This window comes from Chitinophaga varians (genome assembly GCF_014529945.1).
GTDB classification, from domain to species: domain Bacteria; phylum Bacteroidota; class Bacteroidia; order Chitinophagales; family Chitinophagaceae; genus Chitinophaga; species Chitinophaga varians.
This window is the reverse complement of sequence record NZ_JACVFB010000003.1, coordinates 812,775-836,963: the sequence shown is the minus strand read 5'-3', so window position 1 is coordinate 836,963 and position 24,189 is coordinate 812,775. Positions and strand designations below refer to the sequence as shown.

Here is a 24,189-nt window from a genome sequence, read left to right as displayed (position 1 = left end):
ACATCATGCGTATCAAAGTTTGCGGGATCACCAGAGCGGCCGATTTACAGGGACTGACAGATAACCAGGTGGACTACGCCGGATTTATCTTTTATGAAAAGTCGCCCCGTTTCGCTGCCAATAAAATAGATGCCCGTACCGTGCGGGAAACCGCCGGGATCCGTAAGGTGGGCGTGTTTGTAAATGCCTCGGCAGAACAAATACAACGTACCGTGGCCGACTATGCGCTGGACATGGTGCAGCTGCACGGCGACGAAACACCGGCGTTCTGCGCAACCGTCCGGGAAACAGTGCCGGTGATCAAAGCCTTTCGGATAGGTGACCATGCAGACTGGGAAACGCTGCTGGCGCCTTATATACCGGTAACGGATTATTTCCTCTTCGATACTGCGTCTGCAAAAGGTTATGGCGGCACCGGAGAACGGTTCAACTGGGAGCTGCTGACGCAATATCCTTTTGATCATCCGTTCCTGCTGAGTGGCGGCATTACGCCGGAAGACGCGGAGGTTATCCGTGAACTGGACCTGCCCGCGTTGTTTGCCGTAGATATCAACAGCAAATTTGAAGAGGCTCCCGGCATCAAGAATATGGAAAAGGTGAAGTTGTTCGTTACCGCAATGAAAAAATGAAAAAATAACAAAATAACTAAATAAAAATATTCTCCATGGACATTGCAATTGACACCAGCAAATCCAGGTATCAGGTAGACAAGAATGGCTATTATGGCAGATTTGGTGGCGCCTATGTTCCTGAAATGCTGTTCCCCAATGTGGACGAACTGCAACGCAGGTATATGGAAGTGCTCAGCGATCCCACTTTTCAGCAGGAGTTTGAAGCGCTGCTGCGTGATTATGTAGGTCGCCCTTCACCACTGTACTTCGCTAAACGCCTGTCTGAAAAATACAAGGCGAAGATTTTTCTCAAAAGGGAAGATCTGAACCATACCGGCGCCCATAAGGTGAATAACACCATCGGGCAGATACTGCTGGCAAAGAGACTGGGCAAAAAACGTATCATCGCTGAAACCGGCGCCGGTCAGCATGGTGTGGCCACCGCCACCGTATGCGCGCTGATGGGGATGGAATGTGTGGTATACATGGGTAGCATCGATATCGAAAGACAGGCGCCCAACGTGTCCCGCATGAAAATGCTCGGCGCCACGGTAGTAGCCGCCACCAGCGGCAGTCAAACGTTAAAAGACGCTACCAACGAAGCGATCCGCGACTGGATCAACAATCCGGTAGACACGCATTATATCCTCGGCACCGCCGCTGGTCCGCATCCTTATCCCGATATGGTGGCCCGCCTCCAGTCGGTGATCAGCGAAGAAATCCGCAAGCAGCTGCTCGAAAAAACCGGCAGTGAACTTCCGGACTACGTGGTAGCCTGTATCGGTGGCGGCAGTAACGCCGCCGGCGCATTCTTCCACTACCTCGACGAAGAAGCCGTGAAGCTCGTTGCCGTAGAAGCCGGTGGTAAAGGCGTACATAGCGGTCACTCCGCTGCCACTACTCAACTGGGTAAAATAGGTATCATTCACGCTGCCAAAACATTGCTCATGCAAACAGAAGATGGCCAGATCACAGAGCCGTATTCTATCTCCGCCGGACTGGACTATCCCGGTATCGGGCCCCTGCACGCGCATCTGTACGAAACAGGCCGCGCCCGGTTCCTTGACGCTACCGACGATGAAGCCCTGGCCGCCGCTTATGAGCTGTGCAAACTGGAAGGTATTATCCCCGCGATGGAATCGGCCCATGCGCTGGCCAAACTGAAAGACCTGCCATTCAACCCCGATGATGTGGTGGTGGTGTGCCTTTCCGGCCGCGGCGATAAAGACCTGAATACCTATATCCGTCACATGAATAAATAATCTGGAGTATGCAAAATCGTATTGACCAATTGTTTGCAACCAAACAAAATGGTGTGTTGAATATATATTGCACCGCCGGGTATCCGCAACTGAACGACACCCTGCCGGTGATGACGGCCCTGCAACAACATGGTGCAGACCTCATCGAACTGGGCGTGCCCTTCTCCGATCCGCTGGCCGACGGCCCCGTGATCCAGGACAGTGGCACCCAGGCACTGAAAAACGGGATGAGCCTGCATAAACTTTTTGAACAGCTGGACGGTTTCCGGGAACGTATACACGTCCCCGTTATCCTCATGGGTTATTTCAACCCGGTGCTGGTGTACGGTGTGGAAGCCTTTGTGAAAAAATGTGCGGAAGTAGGCGTGGATGGCGTCATTCTGCCTGATCTGCCGAAGGCAGAATATGAAGCGGAATACAAACCCATTTTTGAACAATACAATGTGAGCCTGATTTTCCTGGTAACACCGGAAACCAGCGACGAACGTATCCGTCAGCTGGACAGCCTCAGCAAAGGGTTTCTATATGCGGTGTCTTCTTCTTCCACTACCGGGAAAGACAAAGACATGTCGCATCAGCAGGCTTATTTTGAACGGCTGCAGCAGCTGAAACTGAAAAACCCGGTACTGATCGGTTTTGGTATTAAAGACAAGGCTACTTTTGATACAGCCTGCCGATATACCAATGGCGCTATCATCGGTACTGCCTTTATTAAAGCGCTGGGAGAAGGCAGGGATATTGACGCTACAGTTCGTAATTTTATAGGATCCATTAAATAAAATGACGAGTTACGAATTCAAAGGTTGCTAAAGGCATCATGCTGATTCGAAATTCTTTATTCGTAATTCGTAATCCGTAATTCGTAATTATGAAAACAGCCATCATAAAATACAATGCCGGGAATATCCGCTCCGTGCAGTTTGCGTTGGACCGTTTAGGGGTGAATGGTATTGTAACAGATAATCCGGAAGAGATCCTGTCGGCCGACAGGGTGATTTTTCCTGGTGTAGGCGAAGCCAGTACGGCTATGCGGTACCTGAAAGAGCGCAACCTCGACAAGCTGATCACCAGCCTGCAACAGCCGGTGCTGGGCATTTGTCTGGGTATGCAGCTGCTGTGTCGCTATTCGGAAGAAAACGACACGCCGTGCCTTGGTGTGTTTGACGTGGACGTAAAACGTTTCACCTCTCCGGTGGAAAACCTGCTGAAGATACCACAGATAGGATGGAACAATATTACCGGTCTGCATAGCGTGATGTTTGAGCATGTGCCGGAAAACAGTTACATGTACTTTGTGCACAGTTATTATGCTGCACTGGGCGCAGATACGGTGGCGATCACCAACTATGTGATCAACTACAGCGCTGCCTTGCAGAAAGATAATTTTTACGCGGTGCAGTTCCACCCCGAAAAATCGGCAGAACACGGCTCCCGTATCATCGAAAACTTTTTGAACTTATAAGATGCAAATCAGAAGGATCAGCGTGGATGACGCGTTGTTGCAGGTACGCAGAGATGTATTGTACCCGCATGCAACCCTGGAGGCGGTGACGGTAGAGCATGACGCTGACGGCCTGCACTTCGGTGTATTTGAAGGTGGACAGCTGGTGACGGTAGTGTCGCTGTTTCCCGGAAAAGGAGAAGCGCAGTTCCGTAAACTGGCCACGCTGTCTGCAGCGCAGGGAAAAGGTTATGGGAAAGCCATCCTGGACCACCTGGCAGACGTCTGCCGGAAAGAAAATATCCAACTCCTCTGGTGCAACGCCCGTGAAACGGCAGTATCTTTTTACGACCGCCTCGGGTATACCACCCGGGGCAATTATTTTGTAAAAGACGGTATTAATTTCATCCGCATGGAACGATCATTGGAAAAGCCTGTAGCCAAACGTTTTGAGGTCATCCCCGCTATCGACATCATCGATGGTAAATGTGTGCGCCTCACACAAGGCGATTACAGCCAGCAGAAAGTGTATAACGAACATCCGCTGGAAGTGGCGAAAGAATTTGAAGCACTGGGCGTACGCCGCCTGCATCTGGTAGACCTGGACGGCGCCAAAAAAGGCGCGGTGGTCAACTGGAAAGTGCTGGAAAATATCGCCGGCAAAACATCGCTGGTAACGGATTTTGGCGGTGGCATTAAAACTGACAAGGATCTGGAGATCGTATATGAATGTGGAGCGGCGCTGGCTACCATTGGCAGTGTGGCAGTGAAATCGCCGGAGCTGTTTTTTAGTTGGGTAACGCGCTTTGGGGCAGATAAGATCTTCCTCGGCGCAGATGTGAAAGAGGAGAAAATCGCCGTAGGCGGATGGCTGGAAACGACCGGCCTGTCAGTGTTTGATTTCCTGGCATCCAACGTGGAACGGGGCGTACATAATATTTTCTGTACAGATATCGCGAAAGATGGCCTGCTGGCAGGTCCTTCCATCGACCTGTACAAAAAAATCATCGGTGAATTCCCCGGTATCAACTTTGTGGCCAGCGGCGGCGTCAGCCATATCGGCGATGTAGCTGCATTACAGGAAATAGGCTGCCAGGGCGTAATCATCGGCAAAGCCATTTACGAAGGAAAAATTTCAACAGCGGAATTAAAATCATTCCTCTAAAATTATTGACGTATGCTGACCAAACGTATCATACCCTGCCTGGATATCAAAGACGGCCGTACCGTGAAAGGTATCAATTTTGAAAATATCCGGGATGCGGGCGATCCTATTGAACTGGGCGCTTTGTATGCTGCTCAGGGAGCAGATGAACTGGTGTTTCTGGATATAACGGCAACGAATGAACGAAGAAAGACATTGGCGGAACTGGTGACCCGTATCGCGCGGTATGTGAACATCCCGTTTACGGTAGGCGGCGGTATTGCTGAAGTAGAAGATGTGAATGTGTTGCTGCAGTCCGGCGCCGATAAGATTTCCGTGAACACGGCGGCCTTTAAAAATCCAGGGCTGGTAGACACGCTGGCACGCGAATTTGGCAGCCAGTGCATTGTGCTGGCGATTGATACGCGCTTCGAAGATGGCGACTGGTATGTGTACCTGAACGGAGGCCGTGTGAAAACAGACCGCAAAGCATTCGACTGGGCCAAAGAAGCGGTAGACCGTGGCGCGGGCGAGATCCTGCTTACCTCCATGAACAATGACGGCACCAAACAGGGCTTCGCACTCGATATCACCGCACAGCTATCGCAAAACCTGAACGTGCCGGTGATTGCCTCCGGCGGCGCGGGCACCATGGAACATTTTGTGGACGTATTTGAAAACGCACAGGCAGATGCAGCGCTGGCCGCCAGCATCTTCCACTATAAAGAAATTGAAATCCCGGAACTCAAAACCTTCCTGTATGGGAAAGGCGTGAATGTCCGATTTTAACCACCGCTGAAATTGCTTATCATGCAAATAGATTTTGAAAAATCGGCCGATGGCCTGGTACCGGCCATCATCCAGGATGCCGCCACCGGCAAAGTGCTTATGCTCGGGTATATGAACCGCGAAGCACTGGACAAAACCCTGGCTGACAACAAAGTCACCTTCTACAGCCGCTCTAAAAAACGCCTGTGGACAAAAGGAGAGGAGAGTGGCAACTTCCTCCTGTTACAAGACCTGAAGGTAGACTGTGACTCCGATACCATCCTCGTTAAAGCCAATCCCGTAGGCCCTGTGTGCCATACCGGCGCCGATACCTGCTGGAATGAGGTGAATACCAGCAACGATTTTCTGGCACGCCTCGAAAGCATCATTACAGACCGGAAAAACAATCCCTCTGATAAATCCTATACCTCTCAGTTGTTCACCAAAGGGATCAACAAGGTAGCGCAGAAAGTAGGCGAGGAGGCCGTGGAAGTAGTGATCGAAGCCAAAGACGATAATGATGAACTGTTTCTGAATGAATCAGCCGATCTGCTGTTTCACTACCTTGTTCTCCTGCAGGCCAAAGGTTTTACCCTGGCAGACGTTATAAAGGTGTTAAAAGAAAGACATAAATAGTCAATTACAAATTACGCATTACAGATTACGAATTTGGGGCTTGCTGGTAAGCGAGAGTGCTTTACATATGTATTTTTTGTAAAGGCACTTTTTTTTACCGATAAGCCCCAAATTCGTAATCCGTAATTAGTAATTCGTAATTGTTTATATTCGTCCTACCTAACTGATTAAAATTAATTATAATGAAAGGAATTTTCCTGTTAGCCGCAGGTGCTTTATTATCTGCCGGTGTTTATGCCCAGCAGGTGTCTGGAACGGTGAAAGGCGCAAATGGCAAGAAGATATACCTGTTCGACGACCAGGATAATAACCCGGATGACTCCCTGACCATACAAAATGAGCAGTTTACCTTCAAGGTGAAAGCGGGGAAAGAACCTGCTGTGTATGCATTGATCATGCAGGATGTGAACTATCCCATGTTATTTGTGTCTGGAGGTGAACCGATCCATTTTACTACTACCATGGCCACTTTCCCGCTGGCTTCCGCGGTAAAAGGCAATGAAAATACCATGGCCATGCAGGCCTATCAGAAAGCATTCGATCCATTGATCAAACGGGCGCAGGACCTCAACCAGGAAGCCCGCGAAATCAATCCGGAAGATGAACCGGCAAAAAATGCTTTCCGTAAAAAAGCCGACCTGTTCAGCAAAGACATCGTGAAAACGGGTACCGACTTTATCAAAACGCATCCTAAAAGCATTGCCAGTATCTGGCTGATGATGAATGAGCTGCGCAGCCGCGTGGAGGTGGCAGAATTCCAGCAGCTGTTTGACTCGCTAGATAAGTCTATCCGCGAAAGCGCCTATGGCAACAGTGTGACCGCCTACTTAAAAAGCCTGAAAGCCAATGCGGTGAATATTCCTGCAGATGATTTTGCCCAGGAAGACGAGAAAGGTAATCCGGTTAAATTGTCTTCTTTCAGAGGGAAATATGTGCTCGTAGACTTCTGGGCCAGCTGGTGCGGTCCGTGCAGACAGGAGAATCCCAATGTCGTAAAAGCGTATAACAAGTATAAAGCTAAAAACTTCACCATCCTGGGGGTTTCCCTCGATAACGACCGGGACCGCTGGCTGCGGGCGGTAAAACAGGATGGACTTGCCTGGACACAGGTGTCTGACCTGAAAGGCTGGGGCAACGAAGTAGCGGTGCAGTACGGCATTCAGTCTATTCCTGCCAACATGCTGATTGGCCCTGATGGCACTATTCTGGCCAGGAACCTCCGTGGAGAAGAACTGGAGCAGAAACTCCGGGAAATCCTGAAATAAGCCGTTTATCAAAATCAGGTTGTCAATACGCGCCTGATTTACCAAATTTGTTATTCGTTTAAAAATTAAAAACCAATGAAGAGATATTTTGTGGGGATCGCCCTACTGATGCCAGCTGTAACATTGTTTGCCCAGGAGAAAAAAGCCGGTGCCACAGGTAAACCGTATACTATCCAGGGTACAATTTCAGAACAAAAGAAACCCGCTACTGTATTCCTCAGAATGCGTAAAGGCGGAGAAATGATCACTGACAGTTCGCAGATAAAAGATGGTAAGTTCACTTTCTCCGGCACGCTGGAAGAACCATTGCTGGCCAGCCTGATGCTGGTACAACGCAGTGGTGAAAAACCAGTGTCCATGGGACGTGATATGCTCGCGGTATTCCTGGATAAAGGCAACATCGTAGTCACTACCACAGACTCCATCAGCAAAGCCACCGTCAGCGGCTCCCGCGCTAACGAGGATTATAAACAGCTGCAGGAGCAACTGAAAGAAGTCAACGAAAAAGGTGCGGCGCTGCAACAGCAATACCGTGAACTGGCTAAAAATAAAGACGAAGAAGGTATCAAAAAGCTGGAATCAGCTTTCGATGCACTGGACGCAGAAGAGAAAAAGATCGAAGGCGATTTCTTCGCTAAAAATGCCGGCTCTCCCATCGCATTATACCTGCTGAACCAGGTGGCTGGTTATGATATCAAACCTGACGAAGTAACACCACTCTATAAAAAGCTGAGCAAGGAAGCGAAAAACTCTCCTTCCGGTAAAGAGTTCGCAAAACGCCTCGAGTCTGCCCGTAAAACAGCAGTAGGCCAGTCTGCACTGGAATTTGCGCAGGCAGATGCCGCTGGTAAAAATATCAGCCTGTCTTCCTTCCGTGGAAAATATGTGCTGGTTGATTTCTGGGCCAGCTGGTGCGGTCCCTGCCGTGCAGAAAACCCTAACGTGGTGAAAGCATACGGCAAATTCAAAGAGAAAGGCTTCGAAATCCTGGGCGTTTCCCTCGATGACAAGAAAGATAAATGGCTGGCTGCCGTAGATGCCGACAAACTCACCTGGACACACGTTTCCGACCTGAAAGGCTGGAAAAATGCTGCCGCTGAACTGTACGGTGTACGGGCCATCCCGCAGAATGTGCTGATCGATCCCAAAGGAAAGATCGTCGCTAAAAACCTGCGCGGCGAAGACCTCGAAAAGAAATTAGCTGAGGTACTGCCTTAATCCCTCCGAAGGTTTAAAACAAAGTATACCGGGCTGGCCTGATGAGGTCAGCCCTTTTTGTTTCTCCAGCCCACGGCCCAGGGCTATGATTTGATTCAATTTCTCCCGGTAAGCCCTCATGTTTATGATGTATAGACATCTTGCTCCATTTCATATAAACGGACAACAATAACTAAAGAAGCCCGCATAACGTAGCAATGAGTGGGCGTATCCCCATTCCTGAGAGACAATGTGCCGAAACAATCTAAACACAGAACCTAGCCCAGGGCTTTAGCCCTGGGTTTAATGGATTATTCTTATCATGAATTTATTTTTTCATCATTGATAATGAATGATTTATCTCTCCAGATCCCTATTCTCTAAAAAAATATACTTTGATTTACGAAACTTTCGTAGATTTACGAAACATTCGTAGATAGTTAAATCACGCTATATGGAAAAGCTCACACAGCAGGAAGAAGCGGCCATGCTGGCGATATGGAAAACGGGGAAAGGGTTTGTGAAAGATTTTCTGGAGAACCATCCGGCACCGGCCCCGCCGTATACTACATTGGCATCTACCATCAAGAACCTGGAAAAAAAAGGATACCTGGAAAGCAGGAAGGTGGGTAACGTGTATGAATACACGCCAGTGATCGCTGAGGGTACTTACAAGAACAAGTTCATGAGTGGTTTTGTGAAGGACTATTTTGAAAACTCCTATAAGGAGCTGGTATCGTTTTTCGCCAAAGAGAAAAAGATCAGCCCGGATGAATTGAAGGAGATTATCAAAATGATTGAAAACAGTAAATAACTAAAACCAGCGACAATGGTACCTGCGATACTGATATACCTGCTCAAAGCCAATGTGGCGCTTACCTTGTTTTTTCTGGCTTACTGGCTGGGGCTGAGGCGACTGACCTTTTATACGCTTAACCGTGTATTCCTGTTGTGCGGCATCGTCTGTTCTTCCCTGTTTCCACTGGTGTCTGTCAATACCTTTGTGGAGCGGCATGAAACTATCGCCGGCGGCATCGCCTACCTGCCAGACCTCAGCAGCCTAACGGCACCGGCTGAACATTTTTCAATATGGACAGCCCTCGTGTACCTCTTCTGGACAGGTGTAGCGGTGATGACGATACGACTGGCCATTCAACTCTTCTCCCTGTGGAAAATACACCGGCGCTCCAGTCCCGCTACGGTAGACGGTGTTACGGTAAGAGCTTTACAGCAGCAGGTGAACCCGTTCTCTTTTTTCCGAAATATCTATATCAATCCTACCCTTCACCAGCCGGAAGAAAGACAGGGTATCCTCGTTCACGAAAAAGTGCACGTACAGCAATGGCACAGCGCTGATGTGGTACTGGGAGAACTCAACAATATCTTCTATTGGTTTAATCCGGGAGCATGGCTCATGAAAACGGCCATCCGCGAAAACCTGGAATTTATTACCGACCGCCATCTGTTAAAACAGGGCCTGGATAAAACCGCTTATCAATACAGTCTGATAAAAGTCAGTGGGATCCCATATGCGACGGCCATCGCAAACAATTTCAATTTCTCACATTTAAAAAACAGGATCATTATGATGAACAGGAAACAATCATCCACCATCCAGCTGGTTCGCTATGTGGCCCTGGGCGTAGTAGTGGGAGGCATGGTATTGTCGCTCAACTACAGCAAGGCTTCCGCCACCCCGCCACAAGAGGTGAAAGCTGCCGTTGGTCAACCTATAGCCGAAGTACCGAAGGAAGTGTCTGTGCAAAAAAATAGCTCCGATATCGCTATGACCAGGGAAAAGCCTGCACCAGCCGCCAAAAACACCACGCCTAAAGCCGGCAATATCCCTGCCCCGGCTCCGCAACCCAATGCCACTCCCGCGCCGGCTCCTGCTCCTGCCCCTGCCCAACAAGCCACGCCGGTGATCACCTTGAGAAGTGCCACTGAACCCGGACCGATTTTCCTGTTGAACGACAGGCTGAGCAACAAAGCTGAAATAAATACGCTCTCTCCCGACGACATTGAGTCTGTCAACGTATTCAAAGGCGCTATGATCACTGATGAAGTAATTTCCCAATATGGTGAAGATGCGCGCAACGGTATTATAGCCGTGTATACCAAACCCTGGTTAGCGGCCTCCAATAAAAAACGTTTTGGTGGTGTGATAGCAGCGGTTGGCACCGCCGCCAAAGCCGCCACCGTTACCGCTGGTGCAGGCCAGGTGGTACGTGTGCATAATACCACTACGGGGGGCGTTTTTGTTGCCACCAGCAGCTATAGCGGTTCAGGTACCACGTCCGGCTCCGCTTCTGCAAGCAGTACAACCGGAGGTGGCAGCAACACCAAAGTAGAGACCATTGTAGTAGTCGGCCATCCAACAAAAGCTACTGTTGAAAAGGTGGTTACCACCGGCAAAAACGATGAAATCATCGTCATCGGCAGACCGGCAAATAAAGGTACCGCTGAGAAAAAAGTTACTACAAACGAAGAATAGAGCAGTCCAAGTGCCGATAAATTGAGAAGTAGAGGCAACACTGTTTATGTTAGCAAAAAGCCACGGTTCGCCACCGTGGCATTTTTGTTGAGAGACAACTTTCTCCGGGCCTCAACGTTATACTAAAGCACCCGGATAAATTGTTGTGTATGTTACAAATAGGCGATAAAGCACCCGATTTTACCCTCGCGGCATCTCCGGACAAAATGGTAACGCTTTCAGACCTCCGGGGAAAAAATGTAATATTGGCTTTCTATCCGGCAGACTGGAGTCCGGTGTGCAGCGATCAGATGGCCTTGTACAACGAAACACTTCGTTTTTTTGAGCGGCATAACGCTGTACTGTTGGGTATTTCAGTGGACGGGAAATGGTGTCATAAGGCTTTTGCAAAAGACAGGAATCTGCATTTCGACCTGCTGGCCGATTTTGAACCGAAAGGAGCTGTGTCCCGGCAATACGGTGTTTATAAAGATGGTGTCAGCCAGCGCGCACTGTTTGTCATGGATGATCAGGGAGTGATACAATGGAGTTATCTGTCTCCCATCGGCGAAAATCCGGGTGCTGACGGTATTCTGCAGGCATTGGAAACGATGACGAAAACGGCCTGATACCATTCGTAATTCGTAACTCGTAATTCTCCTTTATGCTTACACCTCCCATTACCAGCCGTGACCATGTCACCGGTAACCAGCAAGGCTCCACGGAGATTGTGGAGTATGGCGATTTTCAATGTCCCTATTGTGGAGAAGCTTTTGGCGTAGTGCGTGACATGTTGCAGGCACTCAGTAATATTAAGTTCGTCTTCCGCCATTTCCCGCTGGCGGAATCGCATGAATACGCCATGGATGCCGCGCTGGCCGCGGAAGCAGCTGCCCGGCAGCAACAGTTCTGGCAGATGCATGATGCCCTTTATCTTCACCAGCAGCAACTTTCTGATGCTTTGTTCCCCGAGCTGGCCAAACAGCTACAGCTCAATCTGGAGCAGTTTCAGGAAGACATGCAGGACAACCTGCTGGTCAGCAAAGTAGAAGCTGATTTTGAAAGCGGTATACGCAGCGGAGTAAATGGTACCCCCACTTTTTTTATCAACGGAAAGAGATTTAACGGCGATTATCGCAACTTACTGGCCGCTGTTCGCCACTGACTTCACACAACGGAAGCCCAGATTGGCCAGGCCCGATTCAGGAGTAGTCTTCATTCTGGCAGATACACGGTAGCCCCGGCAATATTCATCGCTGCACATATACGAACCACCACGGATCACATGTTTTTGCTGCCCCGGATCTTCGGGGTCAAAACCCTTTGCTGGCCCGGCAGGATTGGCTGCATCCTTTTCCACCTGCGCGTAATAGTTGGCATCATACAAATCGGCTACCCATTCCCATACGTTACCGGCCATATCGTATAATTGGTAACCATTAGGCTTATATGATTTCACCGGCGCGGTACCGGAGAAACCGTCAGTCGTCGTTGTGTCATAAGGGAAATGGCCGTTCCAGGTGTTGGCCTTGGGTTTGCCGGTAGTGAGCGCCTCGCTGCCCCAGGGATATACCTGGTTGGAAAGACCACCCCTGGCTGCATATTCCCATTCAGCTTCCGTAGGCAGGCGTTTACCGGCCCATTTGGCATAAGCCTGGGCATCGAGCCACGATACCTGCGTTACAGGATGATCTTCCCTGCCCCTGATGTCGCGCTGCGGCCCTTCAGGATGCTTCCAGCTGGCGCCGGCAACAAAACTCCACCATTGTGATACATCATTCAATGGCACCTGATGGTCCGGCGGTGTAAACACCAGCGCGCCGGCCGCCAGCATGCTACTATCGGGCTCCGGAGAACCGGGCGGCAGACTGGCTATCAGCTCTTCTTTGGAAATAGGCTTCTCAGCGGTCGTTACATAACCGGTAGCAGCCACAAAAGCGGCAAATTCCCGGTTGGTCACCTCATGTTCGTCCATCCAGAAACTATCTACTTTCACACGGTGTTTAGGGTACTCGTCGGGCATACCGGTGGTATCATCTGCTCCCATACTGAAGCTGCCCCCAGGTATCAATACCATACGGTTTAGTGTATCCGGCCCGCTGGCAACGGTCGCTACAGAATCTTTCTGAACGGGTGCTTTACCGGCCCCTCCACAAGCAGTCAGGGCTGCCGTTATGATGCTGAGATATATCAAATGCCTGGTCATCTGCACAAAATACTCTTTTCCCGCAAAGACGCAAAGCAGCAAAGAGCGCAAAGATGATATAAGCGAGCAGAGAAAGCAAAGGTGCGGAGATCACATTCGACCTCCGCACCTTTGCTTTCTTATAATTCTTACTTAATTCTTTGCGCTCTTTGCTGCTTTGCGTCTTTGCGGGAATCCATGTTAACAATAAAATAATGATTTTTTTACGCAAACTATTGTAAACTGCATCCTGATCAGGTGCAGTCCGGCTGCACTGTTTATTCAGCTAATATGCAACAAACGGCCATCCCTTTCACCCGGAAGGATTTCGGGGATGATTTTCTGTGGGGCGTCACCATCTCTGCGTTTCAGAATGAAGGCGCGCACGACCTCGACGGTAAAGGGGCTTCTATCTGGGATACCTTCTCCCGCCGCAAAGGAAAAATCCGCGATAAGACACATGCACAGGTGGCGTGCGATTTCTACAACCGTTATACGCAGGATATCCTGCTGGCAAAAATGTTGGGGTTCAATGTGTTCCGTTTCTCCCTGTCGTGGTCCAGAATTATTCCGGGCGGCACCGGCGCCGTTAATCAGGCGGGACTCGATTTTTATCACCGGGTGATAGACGCCTGTCTGGAACTGGGATTGGAACCTTATGTGACGTTGTATCACTGGGACCTGCCACAGGCGCTGGAAAACAAAGGCGGATGGTGCCATCGCGGAGTGGTATTTGCTTTCGAAAACTATGTACGCGTATGTACACAGGCGTTTGGCAATAAGGTGAAAAACTGGATCATCCTCAACGAGCCTTTCGGCTTTACAGCATTGGGGTATATGTTGGGCGTACATGCGCCCGGAAAAATAGGCCTGTCGTGGTTCCTGCCGGCGGTACATCACGCGGTGATGGCCCAGGCAGAGGGAGGCCGCGTGGTGCGCGAAGAAGTGGCGGGCGCCAATATCGGCACGGCGCTGTCCTGCTCTCAGATCATCCCGTTTACCAACAATGAAAAAGATTTGCAGGCTGCCCGTAAAGCGGATGCGCTGTTTAACCGGATGTTCCTGGAACCGGCGCTGGGTATGGGTTATCCGGTAGATGATTTCCCGCTGTTGAAGCGTATCGGCAGAAGATACGCGCTGTGGCGTGACTGGGACAAGCTGGCGTTCGACTTCGATTTTATCGGGGTACAGAATTATTTCCCGCTGGTGGTAAAATACAACGCTTTTATGCCGGTGGTCAATATATCTGAGGTAAAACCCCGCGCCCGTAACGTGCCTACTACCGCGCTGGGATGGGAAATCAACGGCAACGGCCTGTACGAAGTACTGAAACAGTTCTCTGCTTATGATGGTGTCAGGAAACTTATCGTGACAGAAGGCGGCGCCGCCTTCCCCGATTTACGCGCAGAAGACGGTGCTATCCATGATACGGACCGGGTCCGGTATTTTACCGAATACCTGGAAGGAGTGCTCAAAGCCAGAAGAGAAGGCATTCCGGTAGACGGATATTTCGCCTGGACGCTCACCGACAACTTTGAATGGGCCGAAGGATACCGCGCCCGCTTTGGACTGGTGCACATCAATTTTGAAACGCAGCAGCGTACAATAAAAGATTCCGGTTACTGGTTCAGAGAATTTTTAAATTTAGAAATTTAATCATTTAATTATTGGGGTTGCTGCATTTTCAAATCCCTACATCAAAAAATTCCGAAATCCGTAAATCCAATAAAAAAATAACCAAATAAAAAAATAACCCAATGGCGTTACTGGTTCAACCGCTTCAGGAACCAGATATCGCGCAGGCTGAAGTTAAAGACCGCATTTACATAAGTCTCCTTGATCAACCCGTTGCTGGTGCTGCCGCGCTGCCCGGCTTCCAATCCGACATAATAACGCAACTGTCCTGTTTTACTGGGAAGGGAAGCGCCCAGTGTGCCGGCCACATCGTGTATGACCGTATTCTTAATCACCAGTGGAGATTGATTGTAGCTGAATCCTGCCTGAAGGATCAGTCCCTCTATAGGACGGTTGTAGTATTGCCGGCTGATGGCGTATTCCACGCCGGTAGAAAACCGTTGCCCGTCCCGGTAGTAATAGTTCAGCCCTTTATCACCCAGATTATTCCATTGCTGGCGGCGGTAGTCTGCTACCCAGGTGATGGTGCCGTTAGTGAGGGAGAGGCCGCCGCCGAATTCGGCCGGCAGGGTGAAGGAGCCGGGAGCCAGTTGTTCGGTATAGTAGGGGATGTTATCCTGATTAACGATGTTGAGTTTCTGCTGCAATTTCATGCGGGTCTCGAAGCGGTAGGTGGCGCCGAGGCCCAGTTGCCAGTCTTTGGACAGTTTGGTCACGTATTGTGCGCCCGCGGTGAAGTTGGGCTTAAAGGTGTACTGGTTGTGTTGTGTAGCCAGGGAGTCGTTACCCACCGTTTGACTGATATTGATAGGGCCGAACAGAAAGCCGGTAGACACACCGATGGAGAAATGTTTATTGAGTTGGAACCCGTTAGAGATATAAGCCCTGTTTAATCCGCCGGTGCCGGTGGTGGTAGCGGTTACCGGATTACCGGTGCCGGTAATGAACTGGTTGTTGAGCAGTTTGTAATCCACGCTGCTGAAAGGGGTGATACCGGCGCCGATACCCCACCAGCGGGCGGCTTTGAAGCCGAGGGCCAGTCTTTTAAAATTGAGGTCGCTGGCTGTTTGTGATACCTTGTCACCGGAGTAGTTGATATACTGCGCTTTCAGGGAGGCATCGAACATAAAGTTCTGTGTCGGCAGCGCGCTATAGGAGGCCGGATTCAGCTCGTTCAGGTAGCCGCTGTTGCGTCGGCCTATGCCGGTGCTTCCGAGGCCAAAATTGCGGCTGTAATCCCTTGTTTCGAGGTCGCCGATGCCATAGGCGGAGTAAATGGAGTTGAGGCCGTGTTGTGCTTTGGCTGCGCCGGCGAAGAGCAACAGCGCGGCCACACAGGTATATATTTTTTTGCGCATAGTCATGTCCGTTATTTATACAGCAGGTAATAGACCTGTACCTTGATTTTCTTTTTAGGTGCCTGCTGGTCATTGATCACCAGTCTGTCGAAACTGTTTCTGCCGGCGCCTCCGGGCGTTGTCAGAAACAGGCCGCGGGCGCCGTTGTCGTCGGCGGTGAGCTGAGTATTGCAGTAGTTGGTGATATCGTAGGAGTAGTAGGTGTTTTCGTTATACAGATTATCCACTGTGAGGCTGCCGTAGGCAACGGTGTCGGTGACGGCGTTGGTCTTGTCTGCCTGACAGAGGGCGAGACTGGCCGGTATCTGGCTGCTGCCGTTGAACGTGCCGGCAGCGGGATATACGGTGAGTATCACTTTCATGATCTTAAAAAACTGTCCCAGCTGTTGCATGTTCTTAAGATAGGGGAGATCGATGCGGGTCCCTACACCGGTGAGTGATTGTGTGAAAGACATATTGCCGGTGGCCGAAGAGGGCAGTTCTTTTACCGGTCCCTGTAATTTTTCCAGCGGGGTGCCGGTACGATTGGTGCTGATCTGATTGAACTGCAGCTCACTGGCATTCATCTTAAAATCAACATACTTCACGGTAGTCACGATCTCATTGACGTGATAATACAGGCGCATGGTCAGCGAAGTGTCCTGTGCCAGGAAAGTCATCAGGGCGGCACTTCCGGGACCGGGTACTATTTTCAGCCCGCGGAAGAAATCCAGGAAGTTAGGCCCGGCAGAGATGTCAGGACTTTTGTCGCGCAACATGGTAAACAGCTGGTTGCCCAATGCGTTTGATAAAGGGATGCTCACGTTTTTGTCTGTCTTCGGGCGGATAATACCGGTGAAGGAGCCCAGCGGTGTGCTTTCTGTGGCGAAGTTGCTGTTGTTATATAGGCTGTAGAAGGTTTTGGCATATTGGATCGTCTGTGTTACCCGGTACACCTGCAGGCTTTGCGGTTGCAGGGAATCGCCGGCGATATAACCGGAGGGGCGCAGCAGGAGCCGCAGGGAATCGAAGCCGGAGCCGTTGACAGGGATCTCTGCTCCGGTAGGCTGTATCACCTGGAAATAAGAACCGGCGGTCACGGCCCCAAGATAGGGGTCCGACTTAGTGCCTACCAGCAGCAGGCCGGAGCCGGAGGTGGGCACGGAGTCATACTGGATGGTTTTCATGGCCACCGAAAGTGTATCGGTCAGAATATAATCGGTTTGTTGGTTATCTACCACGTTATCATAGGAAAAACCTGTCTTCTGACAGGCGCTCATTCCGGTCAGCAATAACAACAACAGCACATACCTTATGCTGCTTTGCTGCTTAGCATCTTTGCGTGAAACCCAACCGCGTAAAACAAAACTGCGGGAAACAAAACGCCTTACGTCCCTTTGCTCCCTTCTTATTCCTCTGCGTGAAAAAAAATCGTTGTTCATGGTGCGCAATTTTAGACACGATCGATACTTGCCGTTGCTGTAATATGCCAATGGGCATTATTCATCGATGAAACCATTAATCTGTTCTTTGTGCCGTCAAAAGCGCCCGTATCGCGGCTAAACGCAAAAGATTACTGCTGGCAGATGAAAAAGCGGTATCCGTCAGTTAAAAAGAGGGGAATGTCTATTTCCTGTTTGCCGGAATGCTCTCACGGATAATTTTGGCGATAGTAAAACGAACATGCGAATGCGTTATTTAAAAGGTTACAGTTTATTATTGGTCGCTTCCCTGGTGGCCTGTTCGAAGGACTCCTCCACGACTACCAAAGTCGGCAACTGGATCAAGCGTTCTGAGTTTGAAGGGGTGGCCAGAAGTGCTGCCGCTTCCTTTGTCATAGATAACAAGGCTTATGTGGGCACCGGTTACGACGGTACTAACAGGCTGCAGGATTTCTGGGTATTTGATGTAGACCTGAACCAATGGACACAGAAGGCGCCATTCCCGGGCGTAGGCCGCAGCGGCGCTGTAGGCATGGCCATGGCCGGCAAAGGTTATGTCGGTACCGGATACGATGGTCTCAACAAGCTCAACGATTTTTATCAGTATGATCCTGCTGCCAATACCTGGAGCCGTAAGGCCGACTTCGGCGGCAGTGCCCGATATGGCGCCGTCGCTTTTGCATTGAATGATAAAGGATACATCGCCACCGGATATGACGGCAACTGGCTGAAAGATAACTGGCGCTATGATCCCGCTGCCAATGCATGGACACAGGTGCAGAGCCTCACCAGCGGCAAAAGACAGGATGGCAACGCCTTTGTGATCAACAATAAGGCTTATGTGTGCATGGGTACGGCCAATGGCAGCTATGTAAGCGATTTTTATGCGTTCGACGGTGCTACCGAAACCTGGACGACCTTGCGTTCTATCGACAACGTGACCGACCAGAGCTTCGATGACAACTACAACTTCAAAGGCAGCGGCGCAGCGTCTTTTGCGATGCGCGGCCTGGGATATATCGTGTCCGGTACTAAAACGGGCTTGTCTTCTGCAGTATGGGAGTACAATCCGGGTACCGACCTGTGGGTGCAGAAAACAGATTTTGAAGGTGCTGCGCGTAACGGTGCTACCGGCTTCGCAGTGAAAGACAGAGGCTTTGTGGTGTTGGGCACAAGCTCCAGCCAACCATTTGATAATATGTTCGAATTTGACCCTACTGCCGAATATAACCAGTATGACTAAACGAAAATTATCCTGGATCATTCCTATAGTGTTGATACTGCTGTTGGTAGTGTACCGGTATTATCGGGATTCCTCACAGCGGCAGGACGACATGGTGCAGTTGACGGTGGTGCCCTTTGAAACGGGTGGAGGCTGGGGATATAAAGTAATGGTGGATAACCATTCCTACATCTATCAGGATGTGATTCCCGGTATCGCCGGCAACAAACCCTTCCGCTCGAAAGATGATGCGGCAAGGGTAGGACAGGCAGTCGTGGAAAAAATGATGGCACATCAGCGGCCGACTGTTACGTTAACTGATTTATTAAGGATGCAGGTAGCTGGCGTGCAATAAGAATGTTGTCTGTTCAGGGTTGTAGTCCCGCCTGGTTTTAAGCGATTAGAACCGGGTGGGATTCCCTATTTGTATACTTTTTAATGGTGTTCTAATACCAATTTAATTTTAACAATCCCTTATACCAGGATTAACAAACTTTAACACAAGCTATACCGGATACGGTTGTATGTTTATCGCATCAATTACAGTGATGCTCCATTTCAAACGTATATTAAAGAATCGTCCGGTCGTCGTATCCCTGCACATGCTGGCATGGGTGTGTTTTTTATTCTTTCCTTTTTTCATTTACCGCATTCAGATTCTGCATAAAACCTTTTTCATCAAGGAGCTGATTGACAACCTCTTTCTGATCGCTATTTTTTATCTGAATATCTATGTGCTGATACCACGTTACTTCAACCGGCAAAAGATTGTGAAGTATCTCAGTACGGTGATACTGCTGGTGGTGTTTATCACGATACAGCAGGCGGCGCTGGATTTTTATTTTTTCAGGAACTATATCGGTCGCCCTGCGATGATGGCCATGCGGCTGGATAAAGCAAGATTGGCGAATGATGTAACAACCAGGGCGTTTCCTCCGTTTAACCATCGGTATGAGATGAAAGACGAGGAAGGGGTGCAGTTAACGGCCAGTTCCATGGCTACACCATTAGGTAGTGCCGGACGGCATATTACAGTGATGGCCAAGCCGGTGATGTCTACGCTGCCTCTGCCGCCGCCACGTTGGTTCAGGGTTGTGGAAGGCAATGTCTCTTTCTGGGATTACCTGTTGTTCCCGGAAGTGCTCCGCCGCTCTGGCTTTTTTGCCCTGCTGATATTGTTTATGAGCGGATTCATCAAAATTGCCGTAGAGTGGTTTGAAAGTGAAAAACAACGGGAAGCGTTGAAAGTAGAAAAACTGAATGCAGAACTGAAATTTCTGAAGTCACAAATCAATCCGCATTTTCTTTTTAATTGCCTGAATACGATTTATTCGCTGGCGCACAAACAATCTGGCCAAACGGAACATGCCATCCTGAAGTTATCGACCATCATGCGGTATATGATCTATGAATCTAATGAAGACAAAGTACAGCTGGAACACGAATTGAAGTACCTACAGGATTACATTGATATACAGCGGTTGCGGTTGCCGCAGGACATAGACATCCAATACGAGTTAAAAGGCAGTGCATCGGGGTTTCTGATAGAACCCATGCTACTGGTGCCTTTTGTGGAGAATGCCTTTAAACACGGCATCAGCTATGCCGAAGAATCCTTTATCAGCATCGATATCACTATTGCAGAAAATATGATCAGATTAATTGTCAGAAACAGCCTCTTTAAAGAACGGGTATCCGAAAGAGGCGGTATCGGATTACAGAACGTACAGAAAAGACTGGACATGCTCTATCACGGAGACCATGACATCACTATCACGGAAACAGATAACCAGTTCATTGTTGATCTTAAAATAGTATTGAAAAAATGATAAAGTGTATCGCTGTGGATGACGAGCCCCTGGCCCTGGAAATCCTGGAAGACTACATCCGCAAAGTGCCCTTCCTCCAGCTGGCCGGCAAGTTTGAAAACGCTGCCAATGCCCTGCGCTTTATTCAGGAAGAACCGGTGGACCTGGTTTTTCTGGATATCAAGATGCCTGATATTACCGGCATACAGTTCCTGAAGTCCCTCAAATATCCGCCCATGGTAATTTTTACCACCGCCTACGGAGAGTATGCGCTGGATGGCTTTAACCTGGATGTGGTAGACTATCTCCTGAAACCCGTACCATTTGAGCGTTTCCTGAAAGCCGCCGCCAAAGCCAATGAGGCGTTTACCGCCAATCAGCAGAAGGCTGCCCCGCTCGATGTGGCCACTTTTGTCAATGACTACATCTTTATCAAAACGGAATACAAAATCATCAAGATCAATCTTGAAGACATTCTTTTCATTGAAGCACTCAAAGACTATACGAAAATCTATACTCCCAATCTGCCTGTGCTCACGCTGCGCAGCCTTAAATCATTCGAAACCCGGCTCCCGGCTGATAAATTCATCCGCGTGCACCGTTCTTATCTGGTGTCTCTCAATAAAATCAATTCAGTGGAGAAAAATACCGTGATGATCGCTAACCAGTCCATCCCGATCAGTGATGGCTACCGCGACCGGTTTTATGACCTGATCAACAGGAATTCATAACCATTTTTATATTTAGGTATTTTGATATTTGGATATTTACTGGTGTTATTTGAACATTCAGAATAGTATTTTACATTTTAATTTATTTAAATATTAAAATTTAATATTTAAATCGAATAAAGAATCATTTAGTTGTGAGCTCAATATTCGAGTCGTTCAATAGATAAATGACTAAATATCAAAATGTCTAAATGAATCTATTCAAATTTTTCGGAACTTTGATGCCACCATTACAAAAAGCCTTAATCAAAAACCACCAACATTGGAAAGAATTTATTTTGATAATGCAGCCACCACCTCTCTCGACCCGGTGGTATTAGATGCCATGCTGCCTTATATGACGGAAAAGTTCGGAAATCCTTCGTCTATCTACTCGTACGGAAGAGAATCCAGGCTGGGTATAGAGAATGCACGCAAATCAGTAGCTAAGATCCTGAACGCGCATCCGGGAGAAATCTTTTTCACTTCCGGCGGGACCGAAAGCAGCAATACGGCCATCAATGCTGCCATCAACGATCTGGGATGTAAACACATCATTTCTTCCCCGATAGAGCACCATGCTACGCTGCACACCGTGGAGCACCTGCATCATCATCGTGGTATCGGACTGTCGTTTGTCAACATATTGCCATCCGGCCATATCGACATGGACCATCTCCGTGAGCTGCTGCAAAACGCCGGCGGCAAATGCCTGGTGACGCTGATGCATGCCAACAACGAGATCGGCAACCTGCTCGATCTGAACGCAGTAGGCACGCTCTGCAAAGAGTTTGATGCCATCTTCCATTCCGATACGGTACAAACCGTAGGACACTATCCGTTTGACCTGCGCAATACCCCGGTGCATTTCATTACCGGCGCAGGGCACAAATTCCATGGTCCTAAAGGCGTAGGTATCCTGTACATCAACGAGAACGTGAAAATCAGTCCGTTCATCCAGGGTGGCAGCCAGGAACGCAACATGCGCGCAGGTACCGAAAACCTCTACGGTATCATCGGGTTTGCCAAAGCACTGGAACTGGCTACAGAACACCATGCGGAACACAGCGCGTATATCAACGACCTGCGGCAGTACATGGCAGCGGAGCTGGAGAAAAACATTCCGGGCGTAACCTTCAACGGCGATCTGAAAGGACGCAGCCTGTACACCGTGTTAAACGTGTCTTTCCCGAAATCAGAGAAGAGCGAAATGATCCTGTTCAACCTGGATATCAACGGTATCTGTGCCTCCGGCGGCAGTGCCTGCACATCCGGCGCCAACGCAGGTTCTCACGTGATCCGCGCTATCAACAGCAATCCTAACCAGATCGCGGTACGTTTCTCCTTCTCCAAAAACAATACAAGAACAGAGATTGACAGGGTAATTGCCAAATTGAAAGAATTAATTTAGGGATTTAGGGATTTCCTGATTTACGAATTTCGCGAAAAAAAAGACCGAGGCGAGTAAGTCGCTTCGGTCTTCTTTTTTTATCCGCGAAATCAAGAAATTCGTAAATCAAGAAATTCGTAAATCAGGAAATCCCTAAATCCAGAAATTCTACATAAATTCTTTGATGTCCTGCATGATCCTTTTGGCGATGTTGTCGGCCGTTGTCTCATTCTGGCTCTCCGCATAGATACGGATAATGGGTTCTGTATTGGAGGTGCGCAGGTGTACCCAGTCTTTGTCGAATTCTATTTTCAGGCCATCTTCCGTATTTAACGGTTGATTTTTGTATTTGCCTTTGATTTTTTCGAAGATGGTTTTTACATCTACGCCTTTGTCCAGCTCGATTTTATTTTTGGAGATGAAATAATCCGGGTAGCTATTACGCAGGGCTTTGATGCTTTTTTTGCTGTTGGCGAGATGGGTCAGGAAAAGACCGATACCGATCAGCGCATCGCGGCCGTAGTGCAGGTCCGGCACAATGATACCGCCGTTACCTTCACCGCCGATAACAGCGTTGGTTTCTTTCATTTTTCTTACCACGTTCACTTCGCCTACGGCAGAAGGGGTATACTGGCCGCCGTTTTTCAGTGTCACATCTTTCAACGCCTGCGTGGAAGACATGTTGGAAACGGTATTGCCCGGGCGTTTGCTGAGCACGTAGTCAGCCACCGCTACCAGCGTATATTCTTCCCCGAACATGCTGCCATCTTCACAAACGAAGCAGAGACGGTCTACGTCCGGATCTACCGCGATGCCCAGGTCAGCATTGGATTTATTCACTTCGTTGGACAGCGCGGTCAGGTTTTCTGCCAGCGGTTCCGGATTGTGGGCGAATTTGCCGGTCACTTCCGGAAACAGCACTTCCACTTCGTTTACGCCCAGTGCTTTCAGCAACGGGGGAACGAACAGCGCGCCGGTAGAGTTAACTGCGTCTACCACCACTTTAAAATTACGCTCCCTGATAGCAGCCACATCCACCAAAGGATAGTTCACTATAAGGTCTACATGTTTTTGCAGGTAAGAATCATCCTGTGTGTAGGAACCCAGTTTGTTCACATCCACAAAGGTGAAGTCTTCCCGTTCTGCAATGTCGAGCAGTGTTGCGCCGTCTTCGCCGGAAATGAACTCCCCTTCTGCATTCAGCAGTTTCAGGGCGTTCCATTCTTTTGGATTATGGCTGGCAGTAAGAATGATACCACCGGCAGCATTTTCCATTTTTACAGCAATTTCTACTGTTGGCGTAGTAGACAGACCCAGATCAACTACATCGATTCCCAGGCCGTTGAGCGTGGATACTACCAGGTTTTTCACCATTTCGCCGGAAATACGGCCATCACGGCCTATTACCACTTTGCGGTTGTCGGTCTGGCGGGAGAGCCAGGTACCGTAAGCTGCGGTGAATTTTACCACATCCAACGGAGAGAGTCCTTCACCGGGCTTGCCGCCTATGGTTCCGCGAATACCGGATATTGATTTGATCAGTGCCACGAGATTCAATTTTTTAAGGAAGGCAAATATAAAAAAAACCGTTCCAGATTTCCTAATTATGAAAAGATGAGGCGTCTTGCCGACAGATCGACCATTTTCCCCATTCAGTTTTCAT

The 24,189-nt window shown here is 49.2% G+C and carries 23 protein-coding genes; 19 read left to right on the top strand and 4 right to left on the bottom strand.

Annotation, left to right across the window (positions count from 1 at the left end):
- The first annotated feature begins 5 nt into the window (after positions 1–5).
- From ICL55_RS17825 to ICL55_RS17765, 13 genes are all read left to right on the top strand, one after another.
- On the top strand, positions 6–629 hold the full coding sequence (locus ICL55_RS17825) for a phosphoribosylanthranilate isomerase (protein WP_188099688.1): 624 nt from the start codon (positions 6–8) through the stop codon (positions 627–629).
- A gap of 35 nt (positions 630–664) precedes the next feature.
- The gene (trpB, locus tag ICL55_RS17820; RefSeq protein WP_188099686.1) at positions 665–1,873 is read left to right on the top strand and encodes a tryptophan synthase subunit beta; all 1,209 of its coding nucleotides are present in this window, start codon (positions 665–667) and stop codon (positions 1,871–1,873) included.
- A gap of 8 nt (positions 1,874–1,881) precedes the next feature.
- Positions 1,882–2,652: a tryptophan synthase subunit alpha gene (gene trpA, locus ICL55_RS17815; protein WP_188099684.1), complete on the top strand. Its 771-nt coding sequence runs from the start codon at positions 1,882–1,884 to the stop codon at positions 2,650–2,652.
- An 89-nt stretch (positions 2,653–2,741) separates the two neighbouring features.
- Entirely contained in the window at positions 2,742–3,335 is a 594-nt protein-coding gene (hisH, locus tag ICL55_RS17810; protein ID WP_188099681.1) for an imidazole glycerol phosphate synthase subunit HisH, read from the top strand.
- Position 3,336: 1 nt separating this feature from the next.
- Positions 3,337–4,479 (top strand): 1-(5-phosphoribosyl)-5-[(5-phosphoribosylamino)methylideneamino]imidazole-4-carboxamide isomerase, encoded by a 1,143-nt coding sequence (gene hisA, locus ICL55_RS17805; protein WP_188099679.1) that lies wholly within the window; start codon positions 3,337–3,339, stop codon positions 4,477–4,479.
- A 12-nt stretch (positions 4,480–4,491) separates the two neighbouring features.
- Entirely contained in the window at positions 4,492–5,247 is a 756-nt protein-coding gene (hisF, locus tag ICL55_RS17800; RefSeq protein WP_188099676.1) for an imidazole glycerol phosphate synthase subunit HisF, read from the top strand.
- Between the two features lie 21 nt (positions 5,248–5,268).
- Positions 5,269–5,862: a bifunctional phosphoribosyl-AMP cyclohydrolase/phosphoribosyl-ATP diphosphatase HisIE gene (gene hisIE / locus ICL55_RS17795; protein WP_188099674.1), complete on the top strand. Its 594-nt coding sequence runs from the start codon at positions 5,269–5,271 to the stop codon at positions 5,860–5,862.
- Between the two features lie 182 nt (positions 5,863–6,044).
- Positions 6,045–7,127 (top strand): TlpA disulfide reductase family protein, encoded by a 1,083-nt coding sequence (locus ICL55_RS17790; protein WP_246496419.1) that lies wholly within the window; start codon positions 6,045–6,047, stop codon positions 7,125–7,127.
- Positions 7,128–7,202: 75 nt separating this feature from the next.
- The gene (locus ICL55_RS17785) at positions 7,203–8,345 is read left to right on the top strand and encodes a TlpA disulfide reductase family protein (RefSeq protein ID WP_188099672.1); all 1,143 of its coding nucleotides are present in this window, start codon (positions 7,203–7,205) and stop codon (positions 8,343–8,345) included.
- Positions 8,346–8,778: 433 nt separating this feature from the next.
- Complete coding sequence (locus ICL55_RS17780; protein ID WP_188099669.1) at positions 8,779–9,138, top strand: BlaI/MecI/CopY family transcriptional regulator; 360 nt, start codon at positions 8,779–8,781, stop codon at positions 9,136–9,138.
- A gap of 15 nt (positions 9,139–9,153) precedes the next feature.
- Positions 9,154–10,818: a M56 family metallopeptidase gene (locus ICL55_RS17775; RefSeq protein WP_188099666.1), complete on the top strand. Its 1,665-nt coding sequence runs from the start codon at positions 9,154–9,156 to the stop codon at positions 10,816–10,818.
- Positions 10,819–10,967: 149 nt separating this feature from the next.
- Positions 10,968–11,426: a peroxiredoxin gene (locus ICL55_RS17770; protein WP_188099664.1), complete on the top strand. Its 459-nt coding sequence runs from the start codon at positions 10,968–10,970 to the stop codon at positions 11,424–11,426.
- Positions 11,427–11,461: 35 nt separating this feature from the next.
- Complete coding sequence (locus ICL55_RS17765) at positions 11,462–11,962, top strand: DsbA family protein (RefSeq protein WP_188099662.1); 501 nt, start codon at positions 11,462–11,464, stop codon at positions 11,960–11,962.
- Here ICL55_RS17765 and ICL55_RS17760 read toward each other — a convergent pair.
- Complete coding sequence (locus ICL55_RS17760) at positions 11,939–13,003, bottom strand: formylglycine-generating enzyme family protein (RefSeq protein ID WP_188099660.1); 1,065 nt, start codon at positions 13,001–13,003, stop codon at positions 11,939–11,941. The two genes, ICL55_RS17765 and ICL55_RS17760, sit on opposite strands and share 24 nt — an antisense overlap.
- A 270-nt stretch (positions 13,004–13,273) precedes the next feature.
- Between ICL55_RS17760 and ICL55_RS17755 the strand changes: the two genes are divergently transcribed.
- Positions 13,274–14,638, top strand: coding sequence for a GH1 family beta-glucosidase (locus tag ICL55_RS17755; protein WP_188099658.1), 1,365 nt, complete (start codon positions 13,274–13,276; stop codon positions 14,636–14,638).
- A gap of 107 nt (positions 14,639–14,745) precedes the next feature.
- Here the strand turns inward: ICL55_RS17755 and bamG are convergent, their stop codons facing one another.
- A complete protein-coding gene (bamG, locus tag ICL55_RS17750; RefSeq protein WP_223151489.1) occupies positions 14,746–15,975 on the bottom strand; it encodes a BamG family beta-barrel-assembly machinery protein in 1,230 nt (409 codons plus the stop codon).
- 11 nt (positions 15,976–15,986) lie between these two features.
- A complete protein-coding gene (locus ICL55_RS17745; RefSeq protein WP_188099654.1) occupies positions 15,987–17,396 on the bottom strand; it encodes a DUF4270 family protein in 1,410 nt (469 codons plus the stop codon).
- A gap of 247 nt (positions 17,397–17,643) precedes the next feature.
- Here ICL55_RS17745 and ICL55_RS17740 point away from each other — a divergent pair, with 247 nt between their 5' ends.
- The 5 genes from ICL55_RS17740 to ICL55_RS17720 all read left to right on the top strand — a co-directional run bounded on the left by ICL55_RS17740 (position 17,644) and on the right by ICL55_RS17720 (position 22,547).
- Positions 17,644–18,639, top strand: coding sequence for a Kelch repeat-containing protein (locus ICL55_RS17740; RefSeq protein WP_223151488.1), 996 nt, complete (start codon positions 17,644–17,646; stop codon positions 18,637–18,639).
- Positions 18,632–18,973 (top strand): DUF4907 domain-containing protein, encoded by a 342-nt coding sequence (locus ICL55_RS17735; protein WP_188099650.1) that lies wholly within the window; start codon positions 18,632–18,634, stop codon positions 18,971–18,973. Before ICL55_RS17740 ends, ICL55_RS17735 begins: the two co-directional genes overlap by 8 nt.
- A 169-nt stretch (positions 18,974–19,142) precedes the next feature.
- Entirely contained in the window at positions 19,143–20,447 is a 1,305-nt protein-coding gene (locus ICL55_RS17730) for a sensor histidine kinase (protein ID WP_188099648.1), read from the top strand.
- Positions 20,444–21,157 carry a LytR/AlgR family response regulator transcription factor gene (locus ICL55_RS17725; RefSeq protein ID WP_188099646.1) on the top strand — a complete coding sequence of 238 codons (714 nt, stop codon included), beginning with the start codon at positions 20,444–20,446 and terminating at the stop codon, positions 21,155–21,157. The genes ICL55_RS17730 and ICL55_RS17725 overlap by 4 nt, the downstream gene beginning before the upstream one ends.
- 262 nt (positions 21,158–21,419) lie before the next feature.
- Complete coding sequence (locus tag ICL55_RS17720; protein ID WP_188099644.1) at positions 21,420–22,547, top strand: cysteine desulfurase family protein; 1,128 nt, start codon at positions 21,420–21,422, stop codon at positions 22,545–22,547.
- 147 nt (positions 22,548–22,694) lie between these two features.
- On the opposite strand, the gene glmM is transcribed toward ICL55_RS17720, so the two are convergent.
- Positions 22,695–24,074, bottom strand: coding sequence for a phosphoglucosamine mutase (gene glmM, locus ICL55_RS17715; protein WP_169228652.1), 1,380 nt, complete (start codon positions 24,072–24,074; stop codon positions 22,695–22,697).
- Between the last annotated feature and the right edge of the window lie 115 nt (positions 24,075–24,189).

Bases quoted from the DNA above. Each gene is read 5' to 3' on its own strand.
- bamG (WP_223151489.1), bottom strand. From the start codon at position 15,975: ATGCGCAAAAAAATATATACCTGTGTGGCCGCGCTGTTGCTCTTCGCC.
- hisH (WP_188099681.1), top strand. From the start codon at position 2,742: ATGAAAACAGCCATCATAAAATACAATGCCGGGAATATCCGCTCCGTG.
- hisIE (WP_188099674.1), top strand. From the start codon at position 5,269: ATGCAAATAGATTTTGAAAAATCGGCCGATGGCCTGGTACCGGCCATC.
- ICL55_RS17770 (WP_188099664.1), top strand. From the start codon at position 10,968: ATGTTACAAATAGGCGATAAAGCACCCGATTTTACCCTCGCGGCATCT.
- trpA (WP_188099684.1), top strand. From the start codon at position 1,882: ATGCAAAATCGTATTGACCAATTGTTTGCAACCAAACAAAATGGTGTG.
- ICL55_RS17735 (WP_188099650.1), top strand. From the start codon at position 18,632: ATGACTAAACGAAAATTATCCTGGATCATTCCTATAGTGTTGATACTG.
- hisA (WP_188099679.1), top strand. From the start codon at position 3,337: ATGCAAATCAGAAGGATCAGCGTGGATGACGCGTTGTTGCAGGTACGC.
- ICL55_RS17775 (WP_188099666.1), top strand. From the start codon at position 9,154: ATGGTACCTGCGATACTGATATACCTGCTCAAAGCCAATGTGGCGCTT.
- ICL55_RS17765 (WP_188099662.1), top strand. From the start codon at position 11,462: ATGCTTACACCTCCCATTACCAGCCGTGACCATGTCACCGGTAACCAG.
- hisF (WP_188099676.1), top strand. From the start codon at position 4,492: ATGCTGACCAAACGTATCATACCCTGCCTGGATATCAAAGACGGCCGT.
- trpB (WP_188099686.1), top strand. From the start codon at position 665: ATGGACATTGCAATTGACACCAGCAAATCCAGGTATCAGGTAGACAAG.
- ICL55_RS17745 (WP_188099654.1), bottom strand. From the start codon at position 17,396: ATGAACAACGATTTTTTTTCACGCAGAGGAATAAGAAGGGAGCAAAGG.
- ICL55_RS17785 (WP_188099672.1), top strand. From the start codon at position 7,203: ATGAAGAGATATTTTGTGGGGATCGCCCTACTGATGCCAGCTGTAACA.
- ICL55_RS17725 (WP_188099646.1), top strand. From the start codon at position 20,444: ATGATAAAGTGTATCGCTGTGGATGACGAGCCCCTGGCCCTGGAAATC.
- ICL55_RS17825 (WP_188099688.1), top strand. From the start codon at position 6: ATGCGTATCAAAGTTTGCGGGATCACCAGAGCGGCCGATTTACAGGGA.
- ICL55_RS17760 (WP_188099660.1), bottom strand. From the start codon at position 13,003: ATGACCAGGCATTTGATATATCTCAGCATCATAACGGCAGCCCTGACT.
- ICL55_RS17755 (WP_188099658.1), top strand. From the start codon at position 13,274: ATGCAACAAACGGCCATCCCTTTCACCCGGAAGGATTTCGGGGATGAT.
- ICL55_RS17730 (WP_188099648.1), top strand. From the start codon at position 19,143: ATGTTTATCGCATCAATTACAGTGATGCTCCATTTCAAACGTATATTA.
- ICL55_RS17740 (WP_223151488.1), top strand. From the start codon at position 17,644: ATGCGTTATTTAAAAGGTTACAGTTTATTATTGGTCGCTTCCCTGGTG.
- ICL55_RS17780 (WP_188099669.1), top strand. From the start codon at position 8,779: ATGGAAAAGCTCACACAGCAGGAAGAAGCGGCCATGCTGGCGATATGG.
- ICL55_RS17790 (WP_246496419.1), top strand. From the start codon at position 6,045: ATGAAAGGAATTTTCCTGTTAGCCGCAGGTGCTTTATTATCTGCCGGT.